Source organism: Acinetobacter seifertii (genome assembly GCF_000368065.1).
Taxonomy (GTDB): domain Bacteria; phylum Pseudomonadota; class Gammaproteobacteria; order Pseudomonadales; family Moraxellaceae; genus Acinetobacter; species Acinetobacter seifertii.
In genome coordinates this window covers 1,822,139-1,840,912 of the sequence record NZ_KB851200.1, presented here as the reverse complement: position 1 = coordinate 1,840,912, position 18,774 = coordinate 1,822,139, and the positions used below count along the sequence as shown (strand labels likewise).

17 protein-coding genes and 2 pseudogenes are annotated in these 18,774 nt (G+C 41.3%); 4 read left to right on the top strand and 15 right to left on the bottom strand.

The features are described 5' to 3' along the window. The first annotated feature begins 76 nt into the window (after positions 1-76). On the top strand, positions 77-1,183 hold the full coding sequence (locus F985_RS16180) for a beta-ketoacyl-ACP synthase III (protein ID WP_004702735.1): 1,107 nt from the start codon (positions 77-79) through the stop codon (positions 1,181-1,183). A gap of 98 nt (positions 1,184-1,281) precedes the next feature. On the opposite strand, the gene F985_RS16175 is transcribed toward F985_RS16180, so the two are convergent. The 7 genes and pseudogenes from F985_RS16175 to benA all read right to left on the bottom strand — a co-directional run bounded on the left by F985_RS16175 (position 1,282) and on the right by benA (position 9,448). Beyond that, the gene (locus F985_RS16175) at positions 1,282-2,544 is read right to left on the bottom strand and encodes an OprD family outer membrane porin (RefSeq protein ID WP_004702734.1); all 1,263 of its coding nucleotides are present in this window, start codon (positions 2,542-2,544) and stop codon (positions 1,282-1,284) included. A 44-nt stretch (positions 2,545-2,588) separates the two neighbouring features. Then, positions 2,589-3,947: an aromatic acid/H+ symport family MFS transporter gene (locus F985_RS16170; RefSeq protein ID WP_004702731.1), complete on the bottom strand. Its 1,359-nt coding sequence runs from the start codon at positions 3,945-3,947 to the stop codon at positions 2,589-2,591. A 478-nt stretch (positions 3,948-4,425) separates the two neighbouring features. Further along, positions 4,426-5,619 (bottom strand): benzoate/H(+) symporter BenE, encoded by a 1,194-nt coding sequence (gene benE, locus F985_RS16165; protein WP_004702730.1) that lies wholly within the window; start codon positions 5,617-5,619, stop codon positions 4,426-4,428. 57 nt (positions 5,620-5,676) lie between these two features. Next, a complete protein-coding gene (locus F985_RS16160) occupies positions 5,677-6,462 on the bottom strand; it encodes a 1,6-dihydroxycyclohexa-2,4-diene-1-carboxylate dehydrogenase (protein WP_004702727.1) in 786 nt (261 codons plus the stop codon). Between the two features lie 18 nt (positions 6,463-6,480). Then, positions 6,481-7,497 (bottom strand): benzoate 1,2-dioxygenase electron transfer component BenC, encoded by a 1,017-nt coding sequence (gene benC / locus F985_RS16155; protein ID WP_004702725.1) that lies wholly within the window; start codon positions 7,495-7,497, stop codon positions 6,481-6,483. Between the two features lie 52 nt (positions 7,498-7,549). Continuing rightward, positions 7,550-8,069, bottom strand: a pseudogene (benB, locus tag F985_RS16150) (benzoate 1,2-dioxygenase small subunit). Next, positions 8,066-9,448 (bottom strand): benzoate 1,2-dioxygenase large subunit, encoded by a 1,383-nt coding sequence (benA, locus tag F985_RS16145; RefSeq protein WP_004702721.1) that lies wholly within the window; start codon positions 9,446-9,448, stop codon positions 8,066-8,068. The pseudogene benB and the gene benA overlap by 4 nt, the downstream one beginning before the upstream one ends. A 106-nt stretch (positions 9,449-9,554) precedes the next feature. On the opposite strand from benA, the pseudogene F985_RS25305 reads away from it, so the two are divergent. Then, positions 9,555-9,684, top strand: a pseudogene (locus F985_RS25305) (hypothetical protein). Positions 9,685-9,728: 44 nt separating this feature from the next. Then, positions 9,729-10,688 carry a LysR family transcriptional regulator gene (locus F985_RS16140; protein ID WP_004702719.1) on the top strand — a complete coding sequence of 320 codons (960 nt, stop codon included), beginning with the start codon at positions 9,729-9,731 and terminating at the stop codon, positions 10,686-10,688. Between the two features lie 48 nt (positions 10,689-10,736). On the opposite strand, the gene F985_RS16135 is transcribed toward F985_RS16140, so the two are convergent. The 7 genes from F985_RS16135 to F985_RS16105 all read right to left on the bottom strand — a co-directional run bounded on the left by F985_RS16135 (position 10,737) and on the right by F985_RS16105 (position 16,459). Then, entirely contained in the window at positions 10,737-11,618 is an 882-nt protein-coding gene (locus F985_RS16135) for a SphA family protein (RefSeq protein ID WP_004702716.1), read from the bottom strand. Positions 11,619-11,803: 185 nt separating this feature from the next. Continuing rightward, positions 11,804-12,865 carry an NADH:ubiquinone reductase (Na(+)-transporting) subunit F gene (locus F985_RS16130; RefSeq protein WP_004702714.1) on the bottom strand — a complete coding sequence of 354 codons (1,062 nt, stop codon included), beginning with the start codon at positions 12,863-12,865 and terminating at the stop codon, positions 11,804-11,806. A gap of 14 nt (positions 12,866-12,879) precedes the next feature. Beyond that, positions 12,880-13,242, bottom strand: a complete 363-nt coding sequence (locus F985_RS16125) for a phenol hydroxylase subunit P4 (protein ID WP_004702711.1) — start codon at positions 13,240-13,242, stop codon at positions 12,880-12,882. Positions 13,243-13,301: 59 nt separating this feature from the next. Continuing rightward, positions 13,302-14,828 carry an aromatic/alkene/methane monooxygenase hydroxylase/oxygenase subunit alpha gene (locus F985_RS16120; RefSeq protein WP_004702709.1) on the bottom strand — a complete coding sequence of 509 codons (1,527 nt, stop codon included), beginning with the start codon at positions 14,826-14,828 and terminating at the stop codon, positions 13,302-13,304. Between the two features lie 45 nt (positions 14,829-14,873). Further along, a complete protein-coding gene (locus F985_RS16115; protein ID WP_000049450.1) occupies positions 14,874-15,140 on the bottom strand; it encodes an MmoB/DmpM family protein in 267 nt (88 codons plus the stop codon). A gap of 11 nt (positions 15,141-15,151) precedes the next feature. Beyond that, positions 15,152-16,150 (bottom strand): aromatic/alkene monooxygenase hydroxylase subunit beta, encoded by a 999-nt coding sequence (locus F985_RS16110; protein WP_004702706.1) that lies wholly within the window; start codon positions 16,148-16,150, stop codon positions 15,152-15,154. Between the two features lie 21 nt (positions 16,151-16,171). Next, positions 16,172-16,459 carry a phenol hydroxylase subunit gene (locus tag F985_RS16105; protein ID WP_000193471.1) on the bottom strand — a complete coding sequence of 96 codons (288 nt, stop codon included), beginning with the start codon at positions 16,457-16,459 and terminating at the stop codon, positions 16,172-16,174. Between the two features lie 369 nt (positions 16,460-16,828). Here F985_RS16105 and mobR point away from each other — a divergent pair, with 369 nt between their 5' ends. Then, positions 16,829-18,499: a phenol degradation transcriptional regulator MobR gene (mobR, locus tag F985_RS16100; protein ID WP_004702703.1), complete on the top strand. Its 1,671-nt coding sequence runs from the start codon at positions 16,829-16,831 to the stop codon at positions 18,497-18,499. Positions 18,500-18,556: 57 nt separating this feature from the next. On the opposite strand, the gene F985_RS16095 is transcribed toward mobR, so the two are convergent. After that, positions 18,557-18,757 carry a heavy-metal-associated domain-containing protein gene (locus F985_RS16095; protein WP_081401307.1) on the bottom strand — a complete coding sequence of 67 codons (201 nt, stop codon included), beginning with the start codon at positions 18,755-18,757 and terminating at the stop codon, positions 18,557-18,559. Between the last annotated feature and the right edge of the window lie 17 nt (positions 18,758-18,774).

Sequence of the window (18,774 nt, the reverse complement as noted above, 5' to 3'; positions counted from 1 at the left end):
ATGCGTTTGTTTAGCCTACAACGCAATTTATAAATGAAAGATTAACAGACCCTATTCATTTTTTTAGGAGTTTTACATGGGCATTCGTATCACAGGTACTGGGTTATTTCACCCAACAGAAATCATTTCTAATGAAGAACTGGCCGACAGTTTAAATGCTTATGTGGAACAATATAACCAAGAGAATGCAGAGAAAATTGCAGCAGGTGAACTCGAAGAATTACGTGGTTCTAGTGCTGAATTTATTGAAAAAGCGTCTGGTATTAAGCGCCGTTACGTGATTGAGAAATCAGGTATTCTCGATCCAACACGTTTACGTCCTCGTTTGTCTGAACGTTCAAATGATGAACTTTCACTTCAAGCAGAGTGGGGTGTGATTGCTGCAAAGCAGGCAATGGAAAATGCAGGCGTAACTGCCGAAGATATCGATGTTGTAATTTTGGCATGTTCAAACATGCAGCGTGCTTATCCAGCTGTAGCGATTGAAATCCAGTCAGCACTTGGCATTCAAGGTTATGCCTACGACATGAACGTTGCATGTTCAGCTGCAACTTTTGGTTTGAAACAAGCGGCTGATGCAATTCGTTCAGGCGCTCGCCGTGTTTTATTGGTGAACGTTGAGATTACTTCTGGTCACCTAGACTACCGTAACCGTGATTGTCACTTCATTTTTGGTGATGTTGCAACGGCTTCTATTATTGAAGAAACCACTACTAAAACTGGTTTTGAAATTTTAGATATTCATTTATTTACTCAATTTTCAAACAACATTCGCAATAACTTCGGTTTCTTAAACCGTAGTGAAGATGCAGTAGTTGACGACAAGTTATTCCGTCAAGATGGCCGCAAAGTTTTTAAAGATGTTTGTCCGTTAGTGGCAAAAATTATTAATGCGCAGTTGGAAAAAATGCAGTTAACTGCAAACGATATTAAGCGTTTCTGGTTACATCAAGCCAATGCCAACTTGAATGAACTAATCTTGAAATATGTGGCTGGTAAAGATGCAGATCTAAGCCGTGCCCCAATTATTCTGGATGAGTTTGCGAATACTTCTTCAGCAGGTGTGATTATTGCTTTACACCGTACAGGCCACGAAGTGAATGATGGTGAATATGGCGTGATTTCATCTTTCGGTGCTGGTTATTCAGTAGGTTCGATTGTTGTTCAAAAGCACGTTGCTTAAATTATTGGTTTGATTAAAAACGCTCGTAAGAGCGTTTTTTTAGGTCGAAAATAATGAAGCGAGCCAAAAGTGGCCCGCTTCATTTGAATCAAAAATAATTAAAACTTTTTAGTGTAGTTTACAAATAAGCGATCTTCACCAAAGTCATTGCCATGCTTTACGTTGTAATCAATCCGAATGTATTGCAGGGCAAGACCTTTTAAGAAAGGCTGCTGAAATGCATAGTTTAAAATCACATTCGACTCAGTTTCGTGGTTTTTCTCACCATTGGCTGCTCTAAAATCATTTCCGTAAACATATTTCACCATCGCGTTTAAGCCCGGCACGTAATCTTTAAAGTCATAGCCGTACATAACGTGGTAAGACTTTTCTTCTTTTTTAAAGAATCCTGTGGCATTCCAGTTAATGAAATAAGTCTCTGGTAAAAAGCCATCCGGTAAGGGATAGGCTGACTCGCCGATAATTTGCTGGTAACCCAAACCAAAGGTATGATTTTTTACTTTAAGTGTTTCTAACACTCCAATGTTTTGCGCATCAATATCAAAAGTATTGCCGTCATTTTTTGCATTGAAGTATTTAAACTTAGAGGTGAGGGCAAAATTAGGTTGTTTCCAATTATGCTCTAATCCTACATAGTGTTTGTTGTAAAGGTCTTCTAAATTACCAAAGTAATATTCGCCCTTGAGTGACGGCGTAAATTGATAGCGCAGGTCAATGTAATTTAAACCATCAGATTCTTTGGTAATGCCATTTGAAGTGAACGAGAACTTTTTAAAATCTTCTTCATTTCGTGGCGAGACTTTTTCAACCCGACCAATTTCAGCATAAAGCTGATCTGAAAGTTGCGACTTAAGATTGGTTCCCCAATAAGAAGCAAGTAATTGTCGGCTGGCATCGACAGCTGTTACAGGTAAATCTAACCAGAGTTCACCGACACTTAAAAGGGTTTTGTCGTAGCCCAGTTTTAAGGTCGCGCCGTGTTTTAGAAAGTCGGATGCTTGCGACTGAGTCTCTTTATTAAAAGGCAAAACCGTGTCCGCAACGTGTTTGTCTGAACTCAAGCGAACGGCATATTGAACAGAAGCATCTGCACCAATCGTAATCGGCTTGTCTGCAATTTGCAGGGGGGTATCATGCATTTTAGATTTATAAAATAAAGATGCTGCCTGAGACCAACTGCCTGTATCTTTGAGGGCATCATTATCAAAATCGCGGTTGATGTAGGCGTTTTTTAAAGTGAACTTCCATTCATCTTCACTTTGTTGAGCTGTATCTGCTGCCCATAAACTTGAGCTAGTCAATAAACCTAATAATGTGGCTATTGCTAAATTACATGGTTTAAAGCGGTGTAATAATTCCATAATCCATTTCCAAAAAGATGCGCCAGTCCTCGGCGCATGTATTTTTACTGCTGGGTAAGCGTGTTTTGAGGGTTAAAAGTTGATGGCGTTTGTGCGGCAACAGAGGCTTTTAGATTGACCATAAATATTGCAAGTGCAGCAATCACACCTGGAATTGCAATCGCTAAGAAATTCATTTGGTGAGGAAGCTCAAGAGTGAGTAGGGCTCCGGTTAAAACTGGTCCGATAATCGCACCAATACGGCCAATTCCAGATGCCCAGCCCATGCCTGTTGAACGAAGTGCCGTCGGATAGAACTGTGCAACGAACGTATAGAGTAAGATTTGCGAACCAATTGTGGCAGCACCAGCAATCGCAATCAGGCTATATAAAATAATTTGCGGACTATTAATACCAAGCAGAATTAAAGCTGCTGATCCCACAACAAACATGATCGTAATAACAGGTTTTAAATGAAATCTGTCTGCTAAAGCACCGCCGCCAATTGCACCGACCATGCCGCCAATATTGAGTGCAAACAGGAATAACATGCTTGCACCTAACGAATAGCCCGCTTGCAGCATGAGTTTAGGTAACCAGCTTCCTAAGGCATACACCATGAGTAAGCACATAAAGAAAGCAATCCAGAACATAAATGTGCTGAAAGTACGACCTTGCTGGAAAAGCGCACGGACAGGTGCATCGGTTGTGGTGCTTTCGTTTAACACCAGTTGTGTATTGGCGTTTACCTGAGTTTGAGGCGCAATTTTACAAACAATACTTTTTGCCTGCTCGCTATGGTTTGATTTCACTAAAAAGGTGAGAGACTCTGGCAAAAATTTCCAGATCAACGGTAGTAATAGCAGGGGAATACCTGCAATTAAAAACATGATTTGCCAGCCCATGTCTTTCACGAGCCATGCGCCGAGTAGAGCAGATGTCATACCCCCAATTGCATAGCCACTAAACATGATTGCCACTAATGTACTGCGGATTTTTTTTGGTGCGTATTCGGTCATAAGCGCAACAACGTTTGGCATAACGCCACCAATCCCTAGGCCTGCAATAAAGCGCAAAATAGCAAACTCAGTTGGTCCTTTGGCAAAGGCACCGATAAAGGTAAATCCACTAAATAAGGTGACACAAATCAGAATGGTTTTTTTACGCCCCAGTTTGTCTGAAAGTGTGCCGAAAATCATGGCACCAAACATCATCCCGAATAGAGCAGCACTGGCGAGTAAACCAGCTTCTACCGCAGTTAATGACCATTGTTGCATTAACAGAGGAAGAGCAACCCCATAAATAACTAAATCATATCCATCAAAAATAATAATAAGTAAGCACCAGATTAAAACTTTCCAATGGAAAGATGTAAAACGGGCCTTGTCAATTAAATCATTAATATTAACCTTGCTGGTATCCATTTTCTTCACCTCCAATTTGTGAAGCATCGCGTTATTTTTTAATAAACTATTTTGTTATTGGATTAGAGTCAAAAACCTAATTGATATATCTTTATGTCTTTAAGGTATTGTGCTTTTATTGATTTAATTATTTGAAAAATATGTATTTATTTTTATTGTTTTAGCTGGTTTTGTTGTGTCTTTAAAATGGGGTTAAATATTGTATTGTGAGAATTTTAAGTATTTTATGGATGTTTTTTTATTAATTTCATTGATGAGAATCACAGCTAAAAATATAGCTAAATTTATATTATGAGTTGAAGTGAAAATATAAAAACAAAATACTAAAGTCTATTATTTAACTATTTTAGAAATTGATCTTAAAAATGAAATTTAATTTATATTCAATAAAAAATGCCAAATCAGAATTAGCAAATTATTTGCATCCTAATTTGGCGATTGAGGCTTTATTTTAGTGGTAGGCGCTTAGATAAAAAACTTAATTTTTGGCTGGCGTTGAGCGTGGTGTAAGAATGAAATGGGCGATTACACCAATACAAATACCCCAAAAAACTGAGCTTAATCCAAGAAAATGCATGCCTGATGCTGTCGCTAAAAAGGTAATAAGTGCAGCATCACGTTGACTGTCATTCTTCATGGCAACAGAAATATTGGTGGCAATTGCTCCAAGTAAGGCTAAACCTGCTAGTGCTGCTACCAGTTCTTTAGGAAGTAAGCTAAATAGCATGACAATACTGCCAGCAAATAAGCCTCCTAAAATATAAAAAATCCCGTTGGCGATTCCTGCGATGTAACGTTTTTCTTTAAGTTCATGTGCATCTTTGCCCATACATAAAGCTGCGGTAATTGAGGCAAGTACAATTGTAATACCGCCGACACAGGCAACAGCTAAAGAGGCAATACTAGTGACAGTAATAATGGGTTTGGCTGGGGTGTCGTAACCGCTGAGTTTCATAATCGCCATACCCGGTAAAAACTGACCGGTTAGGCTGACTAAAATGAGAGGAACGGCGAGATTCAGTGTTGAGTTCCATGTCCATTCTGGGCTAATCCACTGTGGAATAGCTAAACTAAAACTCACATCAACCGGATTCATTTTGCTTAAAAAGAGGCTTAATGAAACTCCGGCAGCTAACACCCAAATCATGGTGTAGCGCGGCATTAAACGTTTGGCAATTAAAAAGACAATAAGCATGCTAAAAACAATAAAAGGCATACTATCAGACGCGGTAAACAGACCAATACCAAATTGAAAAAGAATACCCGCCATCATGCTGGCAGCGACGTCTTGCGGAATCCACTTCAGTAACTTGTCGAAGTAACCTGTAACGCCAATTAAAAAAATAACGATGGCAGAAGTAATATAGGCGGCTACCGCTTCATTCAGTGAGACATTGGGAAATAGGGTAACTAATAGGGCAGTACCCGGTGCTGACCATGCGGTTATGACAGGCGTTTTATATTTAATCGAAAGATAAATACCTGAAACGGCGGCACCAATTGAAATTCCCCAAATCCATGACACCATCATGTCGGTAGACACATGAGCACGCTGAGCAGCTTGGAAAAAAATAATCAGTGGGCCTGAGTAAGAAATTAAAACCGCGAGAAAGCCCGCAACTGTTGCTGATATAGACCAGTCATTTTTTAATGTCTTTAACAGGGGTGCCATGTGTGATTGCCTCCATGCAAATCATATTATTTACCCAATCATGCAAAAAGATCAGGGTTAACCCTGATCTCCACCTCCGACCGAAATAACCGAGCCAGTCATATAGGATGCTTCGTCTGATGCAAGAAATAAAATTGCATTCACTTGTTCTTGAATTGTGCCATAACGGCCCATAAATGTTCGATCTATGGTTTGATCAACCACTTGCTGCATCCAGTCTTTTTCATTTTGACTTAACGGATTGGCATTTCGTGGCACTTTGCGAGGTGGTGCTTCGGTTCCACCAGTCGCAACGGCATTGACTCGAATTCCGTCTTTAGCATGTTCAAAAGCAAGCGATGCCGTTAAAGCATTTACACCACCTTTAGATGCTGAGTAGGGAATACGGTTAATACCACGGGTTGCAATTGAAGATACATTTACAATCACACCTGCTTGTTGCTTAATCATGGCGGGGAGCACAGCGCGGCAACACCATAACGTTGGAAACAATGAGCGATTTACTTCCTTAATGATCTCTTCTTCGGAAAACTCTTCAAAAGGTTTCATCCAGATCGCGCCACCCACATTATTAATCAGGATATCTACCCGACCATAATGTTCGATGGCTTTTGCAACTACCGCTTGCGCACCTGCATAAGTTTCAAGGTCGGCATTAATCGTGACAGCATCACCACCTGCACTCTGAACTTCTTTGAGAACTTCTTCAACATATTCAGAGCGGTCAGCCATGACGACTTGGCCGCCTTCAGCTGCAACTTGTAGTGCCACGCCACGGCCAATACCTTGCGCGCTACCCGTAACAATCACGACTTTATTAGTAAATCTTTGACGGTTTGACATAGATAACTTCTCCATCTGTTAATTCGCAGAGAATTTTTCAAATAAGAAGTTAGCAGGTTTGATATTTTCAGTTTCTAACCAGCCACGTACAGCTTCTACCATTGGTACTGGGCCACATAGATAAACATCGACGTCGCCACCGTTTAACCAGTCACTTTCAATATGACCAGTGACATAGCCTTTGCGTTCATGGTTGCTCTCAGGGCTTGCGACCACAGTTCGATATTCAAACCAAGGGAATTTCGCTTGCAACTCATTGAGTTTTTCTAGAGCAACCAAATCAAAGTCATTGGTGACACCAAAGACTAAACGAACAGGCTGTTCTGAACCTTTCTCTTCAAGCACTTGTAACATCGACATAAATGGGGCAATGCCAGTACCGCCTGCGAGCATCAGCACTGGGCGAGCTACATTACGTAAATAGAAGCTACCGAATGGACCTGTAAATGTCATTTTGTCGCCAGCTTGGGCATTTTTGCTCAAGAACTCACTCATTTTGCCGTTCGGTACGTTACGGACCACAAAGCCCGTTAAGCGATTGCCTGGTTTGGAGCTAAATGAATATGAACGGGTTTCGCCAGTTTCAGGAATAGCAACGTTGACATACTGACCTGCAAGGAAATGAATATCTGGTTGACCTTCATCAAGTTGAATATCAAATGTGATGGTTGAGTCTGATAAATTTTCAACGCGAGCTAATGTACCTTGGAAGCTATGAATTGCAGTTTTGCAAACATCTGACGAGGCTTGAATTTGAAATACGGCATCTGAAGTTGGACGACATTGGCAAGCAAGAATATAGCCTTGCTCAGCTTCTTCTGGGGTTAGTGCATCTTCAATATAGGTTTCTTCTGGCATGTCATAACTGCCGGATTCGCAAAATGCGCGGCAAGTTCCACATGCACCGTCACGGCAATCCAAAGGAATATTAATTTTTTGGCGATAGGCTGCGTCAGATAGGGTTTCGCCTTGAGCTACGTTAATGAAACGTGTAACACCATCTTCAAATTGAAGTGCGATATTGTGGTTTGACATGGCATGTATCCTACAAAATATTTGAAACTTTTACCCTCAGCCAACAGTCCGTTTAACTGAGGGGGTATGTCTTAAAGGTGGTAGATATCAATCACTTGATTGATGTAGTCATTTTTCAAAACGACATACTTGCTCAAGATTTTTGGTTGATCACCTGAAAAATCGATCACATAACGTGACATACCGAAATAGCTGTAATTTGTCTTGTAACGGAAACTCAAGGTATTCCAGTTAAAGCGCACAGTAACTTTGTCGCCATCGCGCTCTACAACTTCAACGTTGGCAATATTGTGGCTTGTGCGTGTGTCCGGCATGGTTGCAGATGAGCGCTCAGTTTTGATACGGAACACACGATCTTCTAAACCTTGACGGTCTGGATAATAAATAAGTGAAATTTCAGATTGCGGATCTTCAGTTAATCTATCGTCGTCGTCCCAAGCTGGCATCCAGAAAGAAGCTTCGGGTGCATAGCATTCAATCCAATCTTCCCATTGTTCATCATCTAAAAAGCGAGCTTCACGATAGAGAAACTGAGCAATATTTTCTAAAGTTGCTTTGTCTTGAGCACTCATGCTGTTTCTCCCTGATCAGCAATTTCTTTCTCTGATGCAATCGCGTGTTTCATGGTGTGTAACCAATATTGATGTTGGGCAAGATAAAGACCTTCATCTTCAGTTTTGATACCACTTAACATTGGTTTTAAACCGATTTCATTCGCTGCATCGTCTGGTCCATAAATCCAGTGTTTAGAACCGCGGCACATATCATTCCACTCAAGGGCAATACCTGCGTAGCCTGCCTGACAAGCCCGGAATTCTTCTAAATCGTCTGGTGTTGCCATGCCTGAGGCATTGAAGAAATCTTCATATTGACGGATACGACGTGCGCGTGCTTCGGGTGCTTCGCCTTTAGGTGCGATACAGTAAATGGTGACTTCAGTTCTATTAACCGAAAGAGGGCGAAGTACACGAATTTGCGAACCGAACTGATCCATCAAATAAACGTTTGGATAGAGACACAGGTTACGTGAACGCTCAATCATCCATTTCGACATCGCTTCACCGTATTTTTCGGTGTATTCGTCTGCTTTCGGGAAGTTTGGACGGTCTTCTGGGTTTGCCCATTGTGTCCAAAGCAACATGTGGCCATTTTCAAAGCCATACGAGCCACCGCCTTGTTTACCCCAAGAACCTGCACTCATTGCACGGATGTTATCGGCAGCTTGTGTTTCTTTGCGGTGTTGAGTTGTTGCTGCGTAGTTCCAGTGCACAGCAGAAACATGATAACCATCGGCACCATTTTCAGCGGTGAGTTTCCAGTTGCCTTCATAGGTATAGGTAGATGAACCACGTAAAACTTCAAGGCCATATTCAGACTGATCAACAATCATGTCGATGATTTTGGTGGTTTCACCCAAGAATTCTTCAAGTGAAGGAACATCAGGATTTAAGCTACCAAATAAGAAACCTTTGTAGCTCTCAAAACGAGCCACTTTTTTAAGATCGTGTGAACCATCTTGGTTAAAGCAGTCCGAGTAACCGGCTTCACTTGGATCTTTAACCTTGAGTAATTTACCTGAGTTGTTAAACGTCCAGCCGTGGAAAGGGCAGGTATATGTTGCTTTGTTACCACGCTTGTGACGGCAAAGTTGTGCTCCGCGGTGTGAACACGCATTGATCATGGCATTGAGTTCGCCGTTACGGTTGCGGGCAATAATGACCGGCTGACGACCAATGTGAGTGGTGTAGTAGTCATTATTATTTGGAATTTGGCTTTCGTGTGCTAAGTAAACCCAATTACCTTCGAAGATATATTTCATTTCGAGGTCAAATAGGGCTTCGTCAGTAAACACTGAGCGATGAAGTTTAAATTCACCTGTATCGATGTTATCGACAAGTAATTCATCAATACGGTCAAGATGGCTAGTATTGATTACAGGAATACGTGGCATGTCCGTTCTCCGACTTTCCAAAAGTGTGGAAGTCACCAAGGCCTTAGCTACGATCTACAAGGTCTTGATATCCTAATATTGTCAATGAAGCGCATGAGTGCGCTGGGTGTTTAACCGTGAATTGATGAAGATGAATCACTGGAAGATTGGCAAGAGGGCTTTTTCACAAAGCAATTCATCACTTCATCGGTTTGTTGCTTGTATATACCTTAAAAGAATGGTTAAACTCTGTCTAAGACTGAATTTGCATTTTTTTATATCTTAAAGGTATGGATGCCTTATGGAACTAAGACATTTACGGTATTTTGTGGCTGTTGTTGAAGAGCAGAGCTTTACAAAAGCTGCGGAAAAACTATTTATTGCTCAACCACCTTTGAGTCGACAGATTCAAAATTTGGAAAGTGAGCTTGGAATTCAACTGTTTGAGCGTGGAAGTCGTCCTTTACAGACAACCCCAGCCGGACATTTCTTTTATCAGCACGCCCTTAAACTTTTGTCGAATGCTGAAGAAATAAAAAGTATGACCAAACGTATTGGTCTGATCGAACGTAGTGTGACGATTGGTTTTGTCGGGTCTTTACTCTATGGTTTACTGCCTCGAATCATTTATTTATTTCGGCAACAACAACCTCATTTGAATATTCAATTGATGGAATTAAGTACGACCGAGCAACTACAGGCATTAAAAGAAGGGCGTATTGATGTTGGATTTGGACGTCTAAGAATTAGTGATCCTGCAGTGAGACGTATTTTGCTACGTAAAGAGCGCTTGGTGGTTGCTGCCCATACGAGCCACCCCATTGCTCAGCGTACGGAAGGGGTATATCTGGCCGATCTCATTGATGAAAAGATGTTTATGTATCCCACTTCACCGAAACCCAATTTTTCGACTCAGCTTTTGAATATTTTTGCCGAGCATAGTTTAGTTCCAAAAAATATGCATGAAATACGGGAAATTCAACTGGCTTTGGGCTTGGTGGCAGCGGGTGAGGGTTTATGTATTATTCCTGCCAGTGCCGATACTATTCGCTTTCCTCATTTAAATTACATTCCGATTTTAGATAACGGTGCAGTCAGCCCGATTTTCATTACTGCTCGTGCAATGGACCGAAGTGAAGACTTACAGCTTTTATTTGATTGTATTTATCAGGTGTATGATCTTGAAGGTATTCCATATAAACGCACCGTTTTCACGCTCGATCAGAATCCGATCGATGATTCAGACGGTATCGATTTTTAAATAAAGCAGGGCATAGCCTCAAAAGCTGAAGCTATGCGTTGATGTGTTTTAGAAAGCCCAAATCAGTTTTAGCCAGCTGGTGTGGCCTTCGGGACGATATTCGACTTCGGTTTCTTTCAGAAATTTGGCTTCAATAGACCAGTTTTTATCGGCATATTGAATGCCTGGACCAATTGCAAAAGCCTGTCCTTTAAACCCAATGTTATTTCCGTTTACTTTGTCATCTGTGGTTTGTTTAAAAGCATAGCCTTCAACTGCCACTTTGAGTTTGGGATTAATGCGGTAGCCTAAGCTATAGTCACCCGCAATGTATTGTCCAGACTGGTAGTCGGTTGCGTCGTTACGCGTATTCCAGCTATAAGACAGTTTAGTTGAAAGATCTAAGCCTGCCGCGTTGGCATAACTATAGGCAATAATCGGTCGAATGGTGTGATAGTTTTTCCCGAGATTGGCTTCAACTGGATGTGTCGTACTTGGAGTGTCGTATTCACCTGTCCCAAGTACCGTTTCGAGAGCTGCAATCCAGTGATGATTTCCTTGATGCCAGCCGAGCATACCACCCAAAATCAAGTCTCCGAGACCTTGGTTTGAGTCAGCCATTCCATTTACTTTGAGTCTTAGATCAACCAATGGCTGGGCTACATAAAACCCCAGTTGTCCATCCATAATTTTTTGATCGGTCATCCAGACCAAACGAGGAACCACGGCGTTGACATCAACATGGAACTGATCGGGACCATTTTGAAACTCTGATGCGTGGTAATTTTGATAATAACTGAGTAGATAGACCCCAGCAGGTGGTAAAGCACCCGCCATCATACCTTCGGCACCTAATGCAAAAGAATCTGAGCCATTTTCTGTTGCAAATGCAGAAGGAAGGTAAAGGGTGCTGATTACACCACATATGATTGCAGCAATTTTGTTATTCATAGAATGTCCTATTCTGTGTTATTTCGCTTGTCACTAAAAAAACGTTATTCCTTAACGATTTTTAAAAACTTGAGTCTGTTTAACCTGTAAGTTTGGAATGCAGAACCCCTGTGAGCTTTGTATTAGCTTTCTAAATTGCAAATACAAAGCTCATTTGAAAAAGCGGAGTGCTTAAAGGTTTATCTTTAAATATGTTTGAATAAAGCTGAACGCGATTGTCCAGCAGCGCCATCGGCTGCACTTAAGAACCGTTCAGTATGAATGTCCCGTTCGAATAAACGACTTTGCATGAGTGTTGAAATTGCCGAGTCGATCATGATTGGTGGGCCACACAAATACGCTTTGTGTCCACCACATCGATTTTCAAAGTAATCGGCAACAGCCTCGTGCACAAATCCAGTAAATCCAGTCCATTGGTCTTCTGCTTTTGGTGCATTCAGGGCAGGGATATAACGGAAGTTTGGATAGTCTTTTACGAGTTGTTCAAACAATTCTCGGTTGTATAACTCTGCTAAGTCCCGTGCTCCTTGGAACAGGTAAATTGTGCGGGCATCTCCAGACTCAAGCAAATCTAAAATCATCGATTGTGGACTTGAAAGACCTGAACCACCTGCAATGAAAATGGCATTTTGAGCATCTGACTTGCGTACGAAAAATTGACCATAAGGGCCTGAAATATCAAGCTGATCACCTGTGACAAGTTGTTCATGTACATAAGTCGTCGCCGCACCACCTTCAACTTTACGAATATGCAGCTCAACTATGCCGACTTCACTTGGTGAGTTGGCAATTGAAAATGCACGAGTTCCTTCAATATCTGGAAATTGGACATTGATATATTGACCCGCTTGGAATTCGATTGGACGATTTAGTTGTAGACGAACACCTTTAATGGTCGGCGACAGGTCTTTTATTTCAATGACTGTCGCTTGATAGTCTTGAACCAAATGACCTAAGAAATCTGGGTCTTCATCGACATCGGCTTCAATGACCATGTCAGACTGTGGTTTGCAGCAACAAGCAAGCACCTTGTTTTCATCGCGTTCGATATCCATGAGCGCAAATGGTGAAGCTTCACCAACATCATAAAAACCGTCGGTGACTTGAACCTTGCATGTCCCACAAGTGCCATGGCCACAGGCAAAGGGCAACCAAACGCCTTGGCGTAGGGCAGCATCTAAAATGGTTTGGTCTTCTTCTACTTCAATCGTTGTTCCGATCGGTTCAATGGTGACTTGATAACTCATGACACACCTCCGAATTAAACATAGCTGTCGTTATAGCCATTTAATTCTGGCGTAACGAAACGAAGTAATGACTTATGACCAAAACCAAGCTCTGCCAAGCTTTGAGTACTCTCTGGATTGATTGTTTGATCATCTAAGATGTATTGCACTTTTGACCAATCAATTTTGGCAAAATCTGGATGTTGGGCAAAACCACCTGTAATTTGTTGCTCAATCAACTGTCCAAAAGTCTGTTGAGGTGAGGCAAGCATGGCATGTGCCGAGCAAAAAAGTGTGTGATGATCCCAACCCACGTAAAGTAAGAATTGATCGCCATAATTTTTTTGCAGATCAAGTGGTTCAAATTGATAGTTGTTGTGTATCGCGCGAACAGTCATGTTCAATCTCCTTATTTCTTATCAAGCAGCTTGATCACTGCCTGAACAATTCCTTGTGCTTAAGCTGCGTTGCCTTTCCATTTTTTCCAGCGTTGTTGGTCTGGTGAGCCTTCAATATCCAGATTGTCGGCACCGACATTCATGCGGTAATAATCACGGAGCATGGTTTCGAGGTCACCGCCACCACAGTTGCCTTGCAAAATTTGATTTACAGGTAGCCATGCTTGTATATATTTCTCAGGCTCACGCTCGAAAATGTCATGACAGCCATCTGAACAGGTGTGGTAGCGTTCGCCTTGGTAAATGCTATGGCGATAACTAAACTGAGTCGGGTCATCACCCATTTCAGTAAAGGTCATTGGAATCTGACAAACCTGACAAAGCTGTGGTAAACCTGCGCTATAGAAGCGTTTACCTTCGGCTTCCATTTTGCGAGCCAACTCCCATTTTGGACGGTAGTATTTATCGAAAGTGTCAGGATATTTAGCAGATAACCAATCCATTTCTTCATCGGTTGGAATCCATGTATGGAAACCAGCAGCATGACCAAAGTTATAGAAAATCCACCATGCCTGATGTGAGACATGCTCTTTTTCTTTCACAATCACATCGCTATATTTCGGCATACGAATGCCATAACGGCTCAAATCTTTAAATAGCGCACCGCCTGCTTGTTCAAAATAAACTTCCCACGCTTCTTTCCACGACATCACTTTATTTGGCAGCATGTAATCCATCATCATGCCCACAATTGAAAGCAAACGCGTCCCACGCCAGAACCATTTATCAATCCATTCCTGAACAATAGGTACGTTGTCCTCATGCTGTTCGAGCAAGAATTTTACGATTTCCAGACCAAGTGTCATGTGGCGCGCTTCATCTGACTGCGCACTAAAACCAAAGGTTACGGTTGCCATATCGCCGTTATAAGCTGCACCCGACATAAACGGAACAAACAGCAAGTTGGTAAGTACATATTCAAAAGCAAAACTAATTGCTAATAAAAATTCGAAAGGGCCAGCAGAACGGGCATCTTCAAAAAATGATTTAGGCACAGACAAATACCAAACGCGGTCATGCATGTGCGCCCAGTCCTGAAAACCATCAAAAAACTTGTTGTAATGGCTCATGGCATGAATTTGAGTCTGTACATGACGCAGCTCATCAATCGACTGCATCTGAGAAGCAATACGTGCTCCAATACCACTAAACTGGCGACCTACATGTGCATAGCCTTGATAAGCCTGATATTCAAGTGGAGTAACCGCCGTTAAAAAGAGTTTGATCGCATTTAAGTAGCGTTCATTGCTGACATTCATCTGACCATTGTTTTGAGCAAAGGCATCAAAAATGGCATACAGTTTTTTCTCTTTTTCTGCCTGATATTTCCAGTAAGCATCCATGGTTAAACGGAATGGATCTTCCCATTTAGACCAGTCTGTAATTTTGATGCCTTCAAACTCTTCATAAGGGAAGGCCTCTTTACGGTCAGCATAGGAAAAGTCCCAGTCCAGATCACGGGTTAATGCACGGTAACGATCTTTCGCATTTAATTTTTTACTGGTTTCTTTCGTTTGAGTTGTCATGATTGATCATCCTTAAATCTTTGTTAAACAACGTCTATGTTGTGATTAATTCCAATGAAGGCGGAAAGTATCGTCATCTTCTTCGACGTTGCCGCCCAGCGTAATCATGTTGAGTTGTAACGATTGGATGTCCCAATCTTGGCCTAGTTTTTCAGATACGGTTTCGGCTTTAATCACCAAATCAGTTTCACTTTCAATTCGAATCATGGCTGGTAAATACTGAATTGAAGCTTCAGGGTTATCTTCTTCAATCGCTTCGAGGATATAGCGTGAAGTATCGTTGTCTTGTAATGCGAGATAGACTTTAGACATGTTGCTTCTCCTTAAGCATTTGTAAGTGGTTGTAGGCCTAGTTTTTTTGCACGTTCAATAACGGCTTGTTCTGCTTGATCAACTGCCTCTACTGTTAAGGCTGCTGTTGCCCAAGGTGTAAAAGCTGCTTTTACTTGAGTTAAAGACTGAGAGAACCATTCATTTAATAGCTGTTTGTTATGGTCGGATTCTGCTGCGGCAGTTTTAATGACGGTGTCTGACCACTTACGTAAATCACCTAAAGTGTCTTTCATAAACTCAGTCAGCATGGCTAAGTCACGAGCATTTTGAGTGACTAACCACTGATCAAACTGTTGATAGACAAGCTCGGTCACAAAGCCGTCCATCACAAGGTTCTGTAATAAGAAAAGTTTGAAATAGTCTTGCTCGGTGAGGCTTTCTTCACACAGACGGCGTAAGCCTTGCCATGCAGGATGTTGCATCCAAGCCTGTTTTGCCTGCTGTAGTGAGTCGCCGCTGTTGCCATCTAAAGCTAAGCCAATACGCGAGATGTACTGCGCAATTCCTAAATGATCCATCGCGGCATAAATACAAGCTTGGGTAAGCACGGTGCCATACCCATAAGCACTGCCAGACATCATGTGTAAGTTTGCCGTTTGTTCAACGTGGCGAAATGGCAATAGGTACTCAATGACCTTAGCTTTGACTTCATCAGACAAATGTTCTGCAAGCTGACGTTTTTCAAAAAAAGCAAAATTACTTTCGACTGTGTCCTGCAAACGTGCACGGTGTTGAACGTAAGTTCCATAATAGAATTGACGTGGATCTTTAAATGCATACCAATCTTGCATTTGCAGGGCAGTATGGGTTTTATCATTTAAGGTCTTTTCAGGTTTCCACAAAGGACGATAGTGAAAGTTAGTTTCTGCCTGTACATCGAAACTCACTTCTTGATATCGAGTTGCTGGCTTACTACCAAATCGTCTTTCGATATAAGCATAGTTCTGGCGGATAGGTTCGACATTTGACGTTTTGATTTCTAAAGTCATGGCTTTATCTCCTTATATTTTTTACATCTGATCATCGTGATCGTTGCTATTTCGTTGCGTGCCGACTAAGGTTGCTTCAGTGCCATAGCGCCATTTTTCTTCCTGAGCATCATTAAAAGCTTGCTGCTCTTGGGTCATTTCAACCACTTGATTGGTCTTACAAAAATCATTAAATGCATGTTTAGGCAAAACCAGTTCCACAAATAGACTTGGGTCATGAATGGCAAAATCGAATTCGATAAACTCTGCGTTTAAGTCGCCAGTGACCCGAATATATTTGGTTAATGCTTCGACTTGAGGTTGCGTCATGCTGTACTCCATCAAGACATGGTCTTGAAATTGATGAATGCTCCTTGCTCTCGCTATAAGCTTTACAAAAGCTATGCCAACTTTATTTTTGTTATTAAAAACAATAAATTAAGTTTTTTTATAAAAATGAGGCATTTTAAAAATTAACCATTTCATGAATTTTTTTGAATGGTGAAATAGATATATTCATGATTTGATGAAGAGGGTCGTAGAAATTTTTTTTTAGAATGTTTGAGGCTTTAAAAGGAGAGATTTAGAAATACTTTTTTAGTATGAAGTTATGTCTTTAAGGTACTAGGACATTTATCTGGTTCTTCGATAAGATGAGATACAACCCAAATGTGTTTAATGGATTAAAACAGATCACACATGGCTCGAGTAAAATACGATACAACGGGACGATACGCAGATCATCCGCAAGAAATTCACGATTTGCTGTCTAAACTGCACTTTGATACTGCCCACGGTCAAATCTGGTTTGATGAATATCGCATGCTGCTTTTACACACCAGCATTATGGGATATTTGCGTAAAGACTTAGCGAACATGATTGGGCTTGAGCGAACCAAGCGTTTCTTTATTCGTTTAGGCTATCAAGCTGGGTTAAAAGATGCAGAAGTTACAACAAAAATGCGTCCCGATTTAAATGAACACGATGCTTTTATGGCAGGCCCACAAATGCACGCCATTCGTGGAATGGTGCAAGTACAGGCCAACCAGCTCAATTTAAGCCACGATAAAAAACAGTTTTATGCCGATTTAAATTGGCTTAACTCTTTTGAAGCTGATGTGCATTTAGAGCATTTTGGTCCAAGTGATGAACCTGCATGCTGGATGCTTTTGGGTTATGCATGCGGATACAGCAGTTTTGCGACGGGTATGACCATTATTTATCAAGAAATAAAGTGTAAGGCCTGCGGCGATGAGCATTGCCGTATTATTGGTAAGCCTTTAGAAGAGTGGGAAAATGCTGATGAGCTGATTCAGTTCATGTCACCCGAACCCATGGAAAAAGAACTCATTGCGTTGCAGGCTGAACTTTTTGAGCTTAAAAAATCAATTTACAGTGACAGTGAAGCAGATTACCAATTATTTAGTTCTGTGGGTAAGTCAGCATCTTATAAACAGGTCTGTGCATTATTAACCAAAGCTGCGGGTTCGAAAGTTTCCATTTTGCTACAAGGCGAAACAGGGGTTGGTAAAGAAGCTTTTGCACGAGGTGTTCATGAAAATAGCCAAAGAAAAGACCAACCTTTTATTGCGGTAAACTGTGCAGCGATTCCACCAGAGTTAATTGAGTCCGAATTATTCGGGGTAGAAAAAGGTGCCTATACAGGAGCGCATCAATCTCGTTTGGGGAAGTTTGAACGAGCCAATGGCGGTACTATTTTTTTAGACGAAGTGATTGAGCTTTCTCCTCGTGCACAAGCAGCACTATTACGCATTTTGCAGGAAGGTGAATTTGAGCGAGTCGGAGATTCACAGACACGTATTTTAGATGTCCGTGTAATTACAGCAACCAATGAAGACCTTGAACAAGCTGTGAAAACAGGACGATTTCGGGCAGATTTGTATTATCGCTTAAATATTTTTCCAGTTCAGATTCCGCCTTTGCGGGAGCGCCGTGAAGATATTCCTTTACTGGTTGAACACTTTCTTGATCGCTTTGAAAAAATGTACGGTAAAACCATTCACGGTGTAAGTGAAAAGACCAAAGTTTTTATGCAGCAATATGAATGGCCGGGAAATATTCGTGAGTTGGAAAACTTATTAGAAAGGGCTGTTTTATTAACGGACGATCAGCAGCTGATTAAGTTAAATGCCATTTTCCCACAGATCAAGCATGACCCTGAGCAGGCTGTAGCTGTTGAATCTGACTTTGAGCAACTATTAAAGGCTGAGTTTAATTTAGAAGAACACGAAAAGCAGTTAATTTTAACAGCCTTAAAAAAGGCAAATCATAATGTGTCTGAAGCGGCACGTTTATTGGGAATATCTAGGGCAGTGCTAGACTATCGAATTAAAAAATTTCAGCTTTGAGTCAATATCAACACGCTCAAAAATAAAGGCCTAACTTTAAACGTTAGGCCTTATTCATTATTGCACTTGAGCAGGGAAACCATCTTCTTCAAGTGCTTCGGTAATTTTATCGACGCTTTCACTGCTTTCAACAGTCACGATCTTTGTCGTTAAGTCTACATCTACTTTTGCATTCGGATCGACATCTTGAATCGTTGCAGTCACGCCACGAGCGCAGCCACCACAAGTCATATTTTCAATAAGTAGTTTCATGTTCATACTCCATCAAGAATGAG

Bases quoted from the DNA above. Each gene is read 5' to 3' on its own strand.
- F985_RS16160 (WP_004702727.1), bottom strand. From the start codon at position 6,462: ATGTCAAACCGTCAAAGATTTACTAATAAAGTCGTGATTGTTACGGGT.
- mobR (WP_004702703.1), top strand. From the start codon at position 16,829: ATGGCTCGAGTAAAATACGATACAACGGGACGATACGCAGATCATCCG.
- benA (WP_004702721.1), bottom strand. From the start codon at position 9,448: ATGCCACGTATTCCTGTAATCAATACTAGCCATCTTGACCGTATTGAT.
- F985_RS16130 (WP_004702714.1), bottom strand. From the start codon at position 12,865: ATGAGTTATCAAGTCACCATTGAACCGATCGGAACAACGATTGAAGTA.
- benC (WP_004702725.1), bottom strand. From the start codon at position 7,497: ATGTCAAACCACAATATCGCACTTCAATTTGAAGATGGTGTTACACGT.
- F985_RS16125 (WP_004702711.1), bottom strand. From the start codon at position 13,242: ATGACTGTTCGCGCGATACACAACAACTATCAATTTGAACCACTTGAT.
- F985_RS16140 (WP_004702719.1), top strand. From the start codon at position 9,729: ATGGAACTAAGACATTTACGGTATTTTGTGGCTGTTGTTGAAGAGCAG.
- F985_RS16175 (WP_004702734.1), bottom strand. From the start codon at position 2,544: ATGGAATTATTACACCGCTTTAAACCATGTAATTTAGCAATAGCCACA.
- benE (WP_004702730.1), bottom strand. From the start codon at position 5,619: ATGGCACCCCTGTTAAAGACATTAAAAAATGACTGGTCTATATCAGCA.
- F985_RS16095 (WP_081401307.1), bottom strand. From the start codon at position 18,757: ATGAACATGAAACTACTTATTGAAAATATGACTTGTGGTGGCTGCGCT.
- F985_RS16135 (WP_004702716.1), bottom strand. From the start codon at position 11,618: ATGAATAACAAAATTGCTGCAATCATATGTGGTGTAATCAGCACCCTT.
- F985_RS16180 (WP_004702735.1), top strand. From the start codon at position 77: ATGGGCATTCGTATCACAGGTACTGGGTTATTTCACCCAACAGAAATC.
- F985_RS16110 (WP_004702706.1), bottom strand. From the start codon at position 16,150: ATGACTTTAGAAATCAAAACGTCAAATGTCGAACCTATCCGCCAGAAC.
- F985_RS16105 (WP_000193471.1), bottom strand. From the start codon at position 16,459: ATGACGCAACCTCAAGTCGAAGCATTAACCAAATATATTCGGGTCACT.
- F985_RS16120 (WP_004702709.1), bottom strand. From the start codon at position 14,828: ATGACAACTCAAACGAAAGAAACCAGTAAAAAATTAAATGCGAAAGAT.
- F985_RS16115 (WP_000049450.1), bottom strand. From the start codon at position 15,140: ATGTCTAAAGTCTATCTCGCATTACAAGACAACGATACTTCACGCTAT.
- F985_RS16170 (WP_004702731.1), bottom strand. From the start codon at position 3,947: ATGGATACCAGCAAGGTTAATATTAATGATTTAATTGACAAGGCCCGT.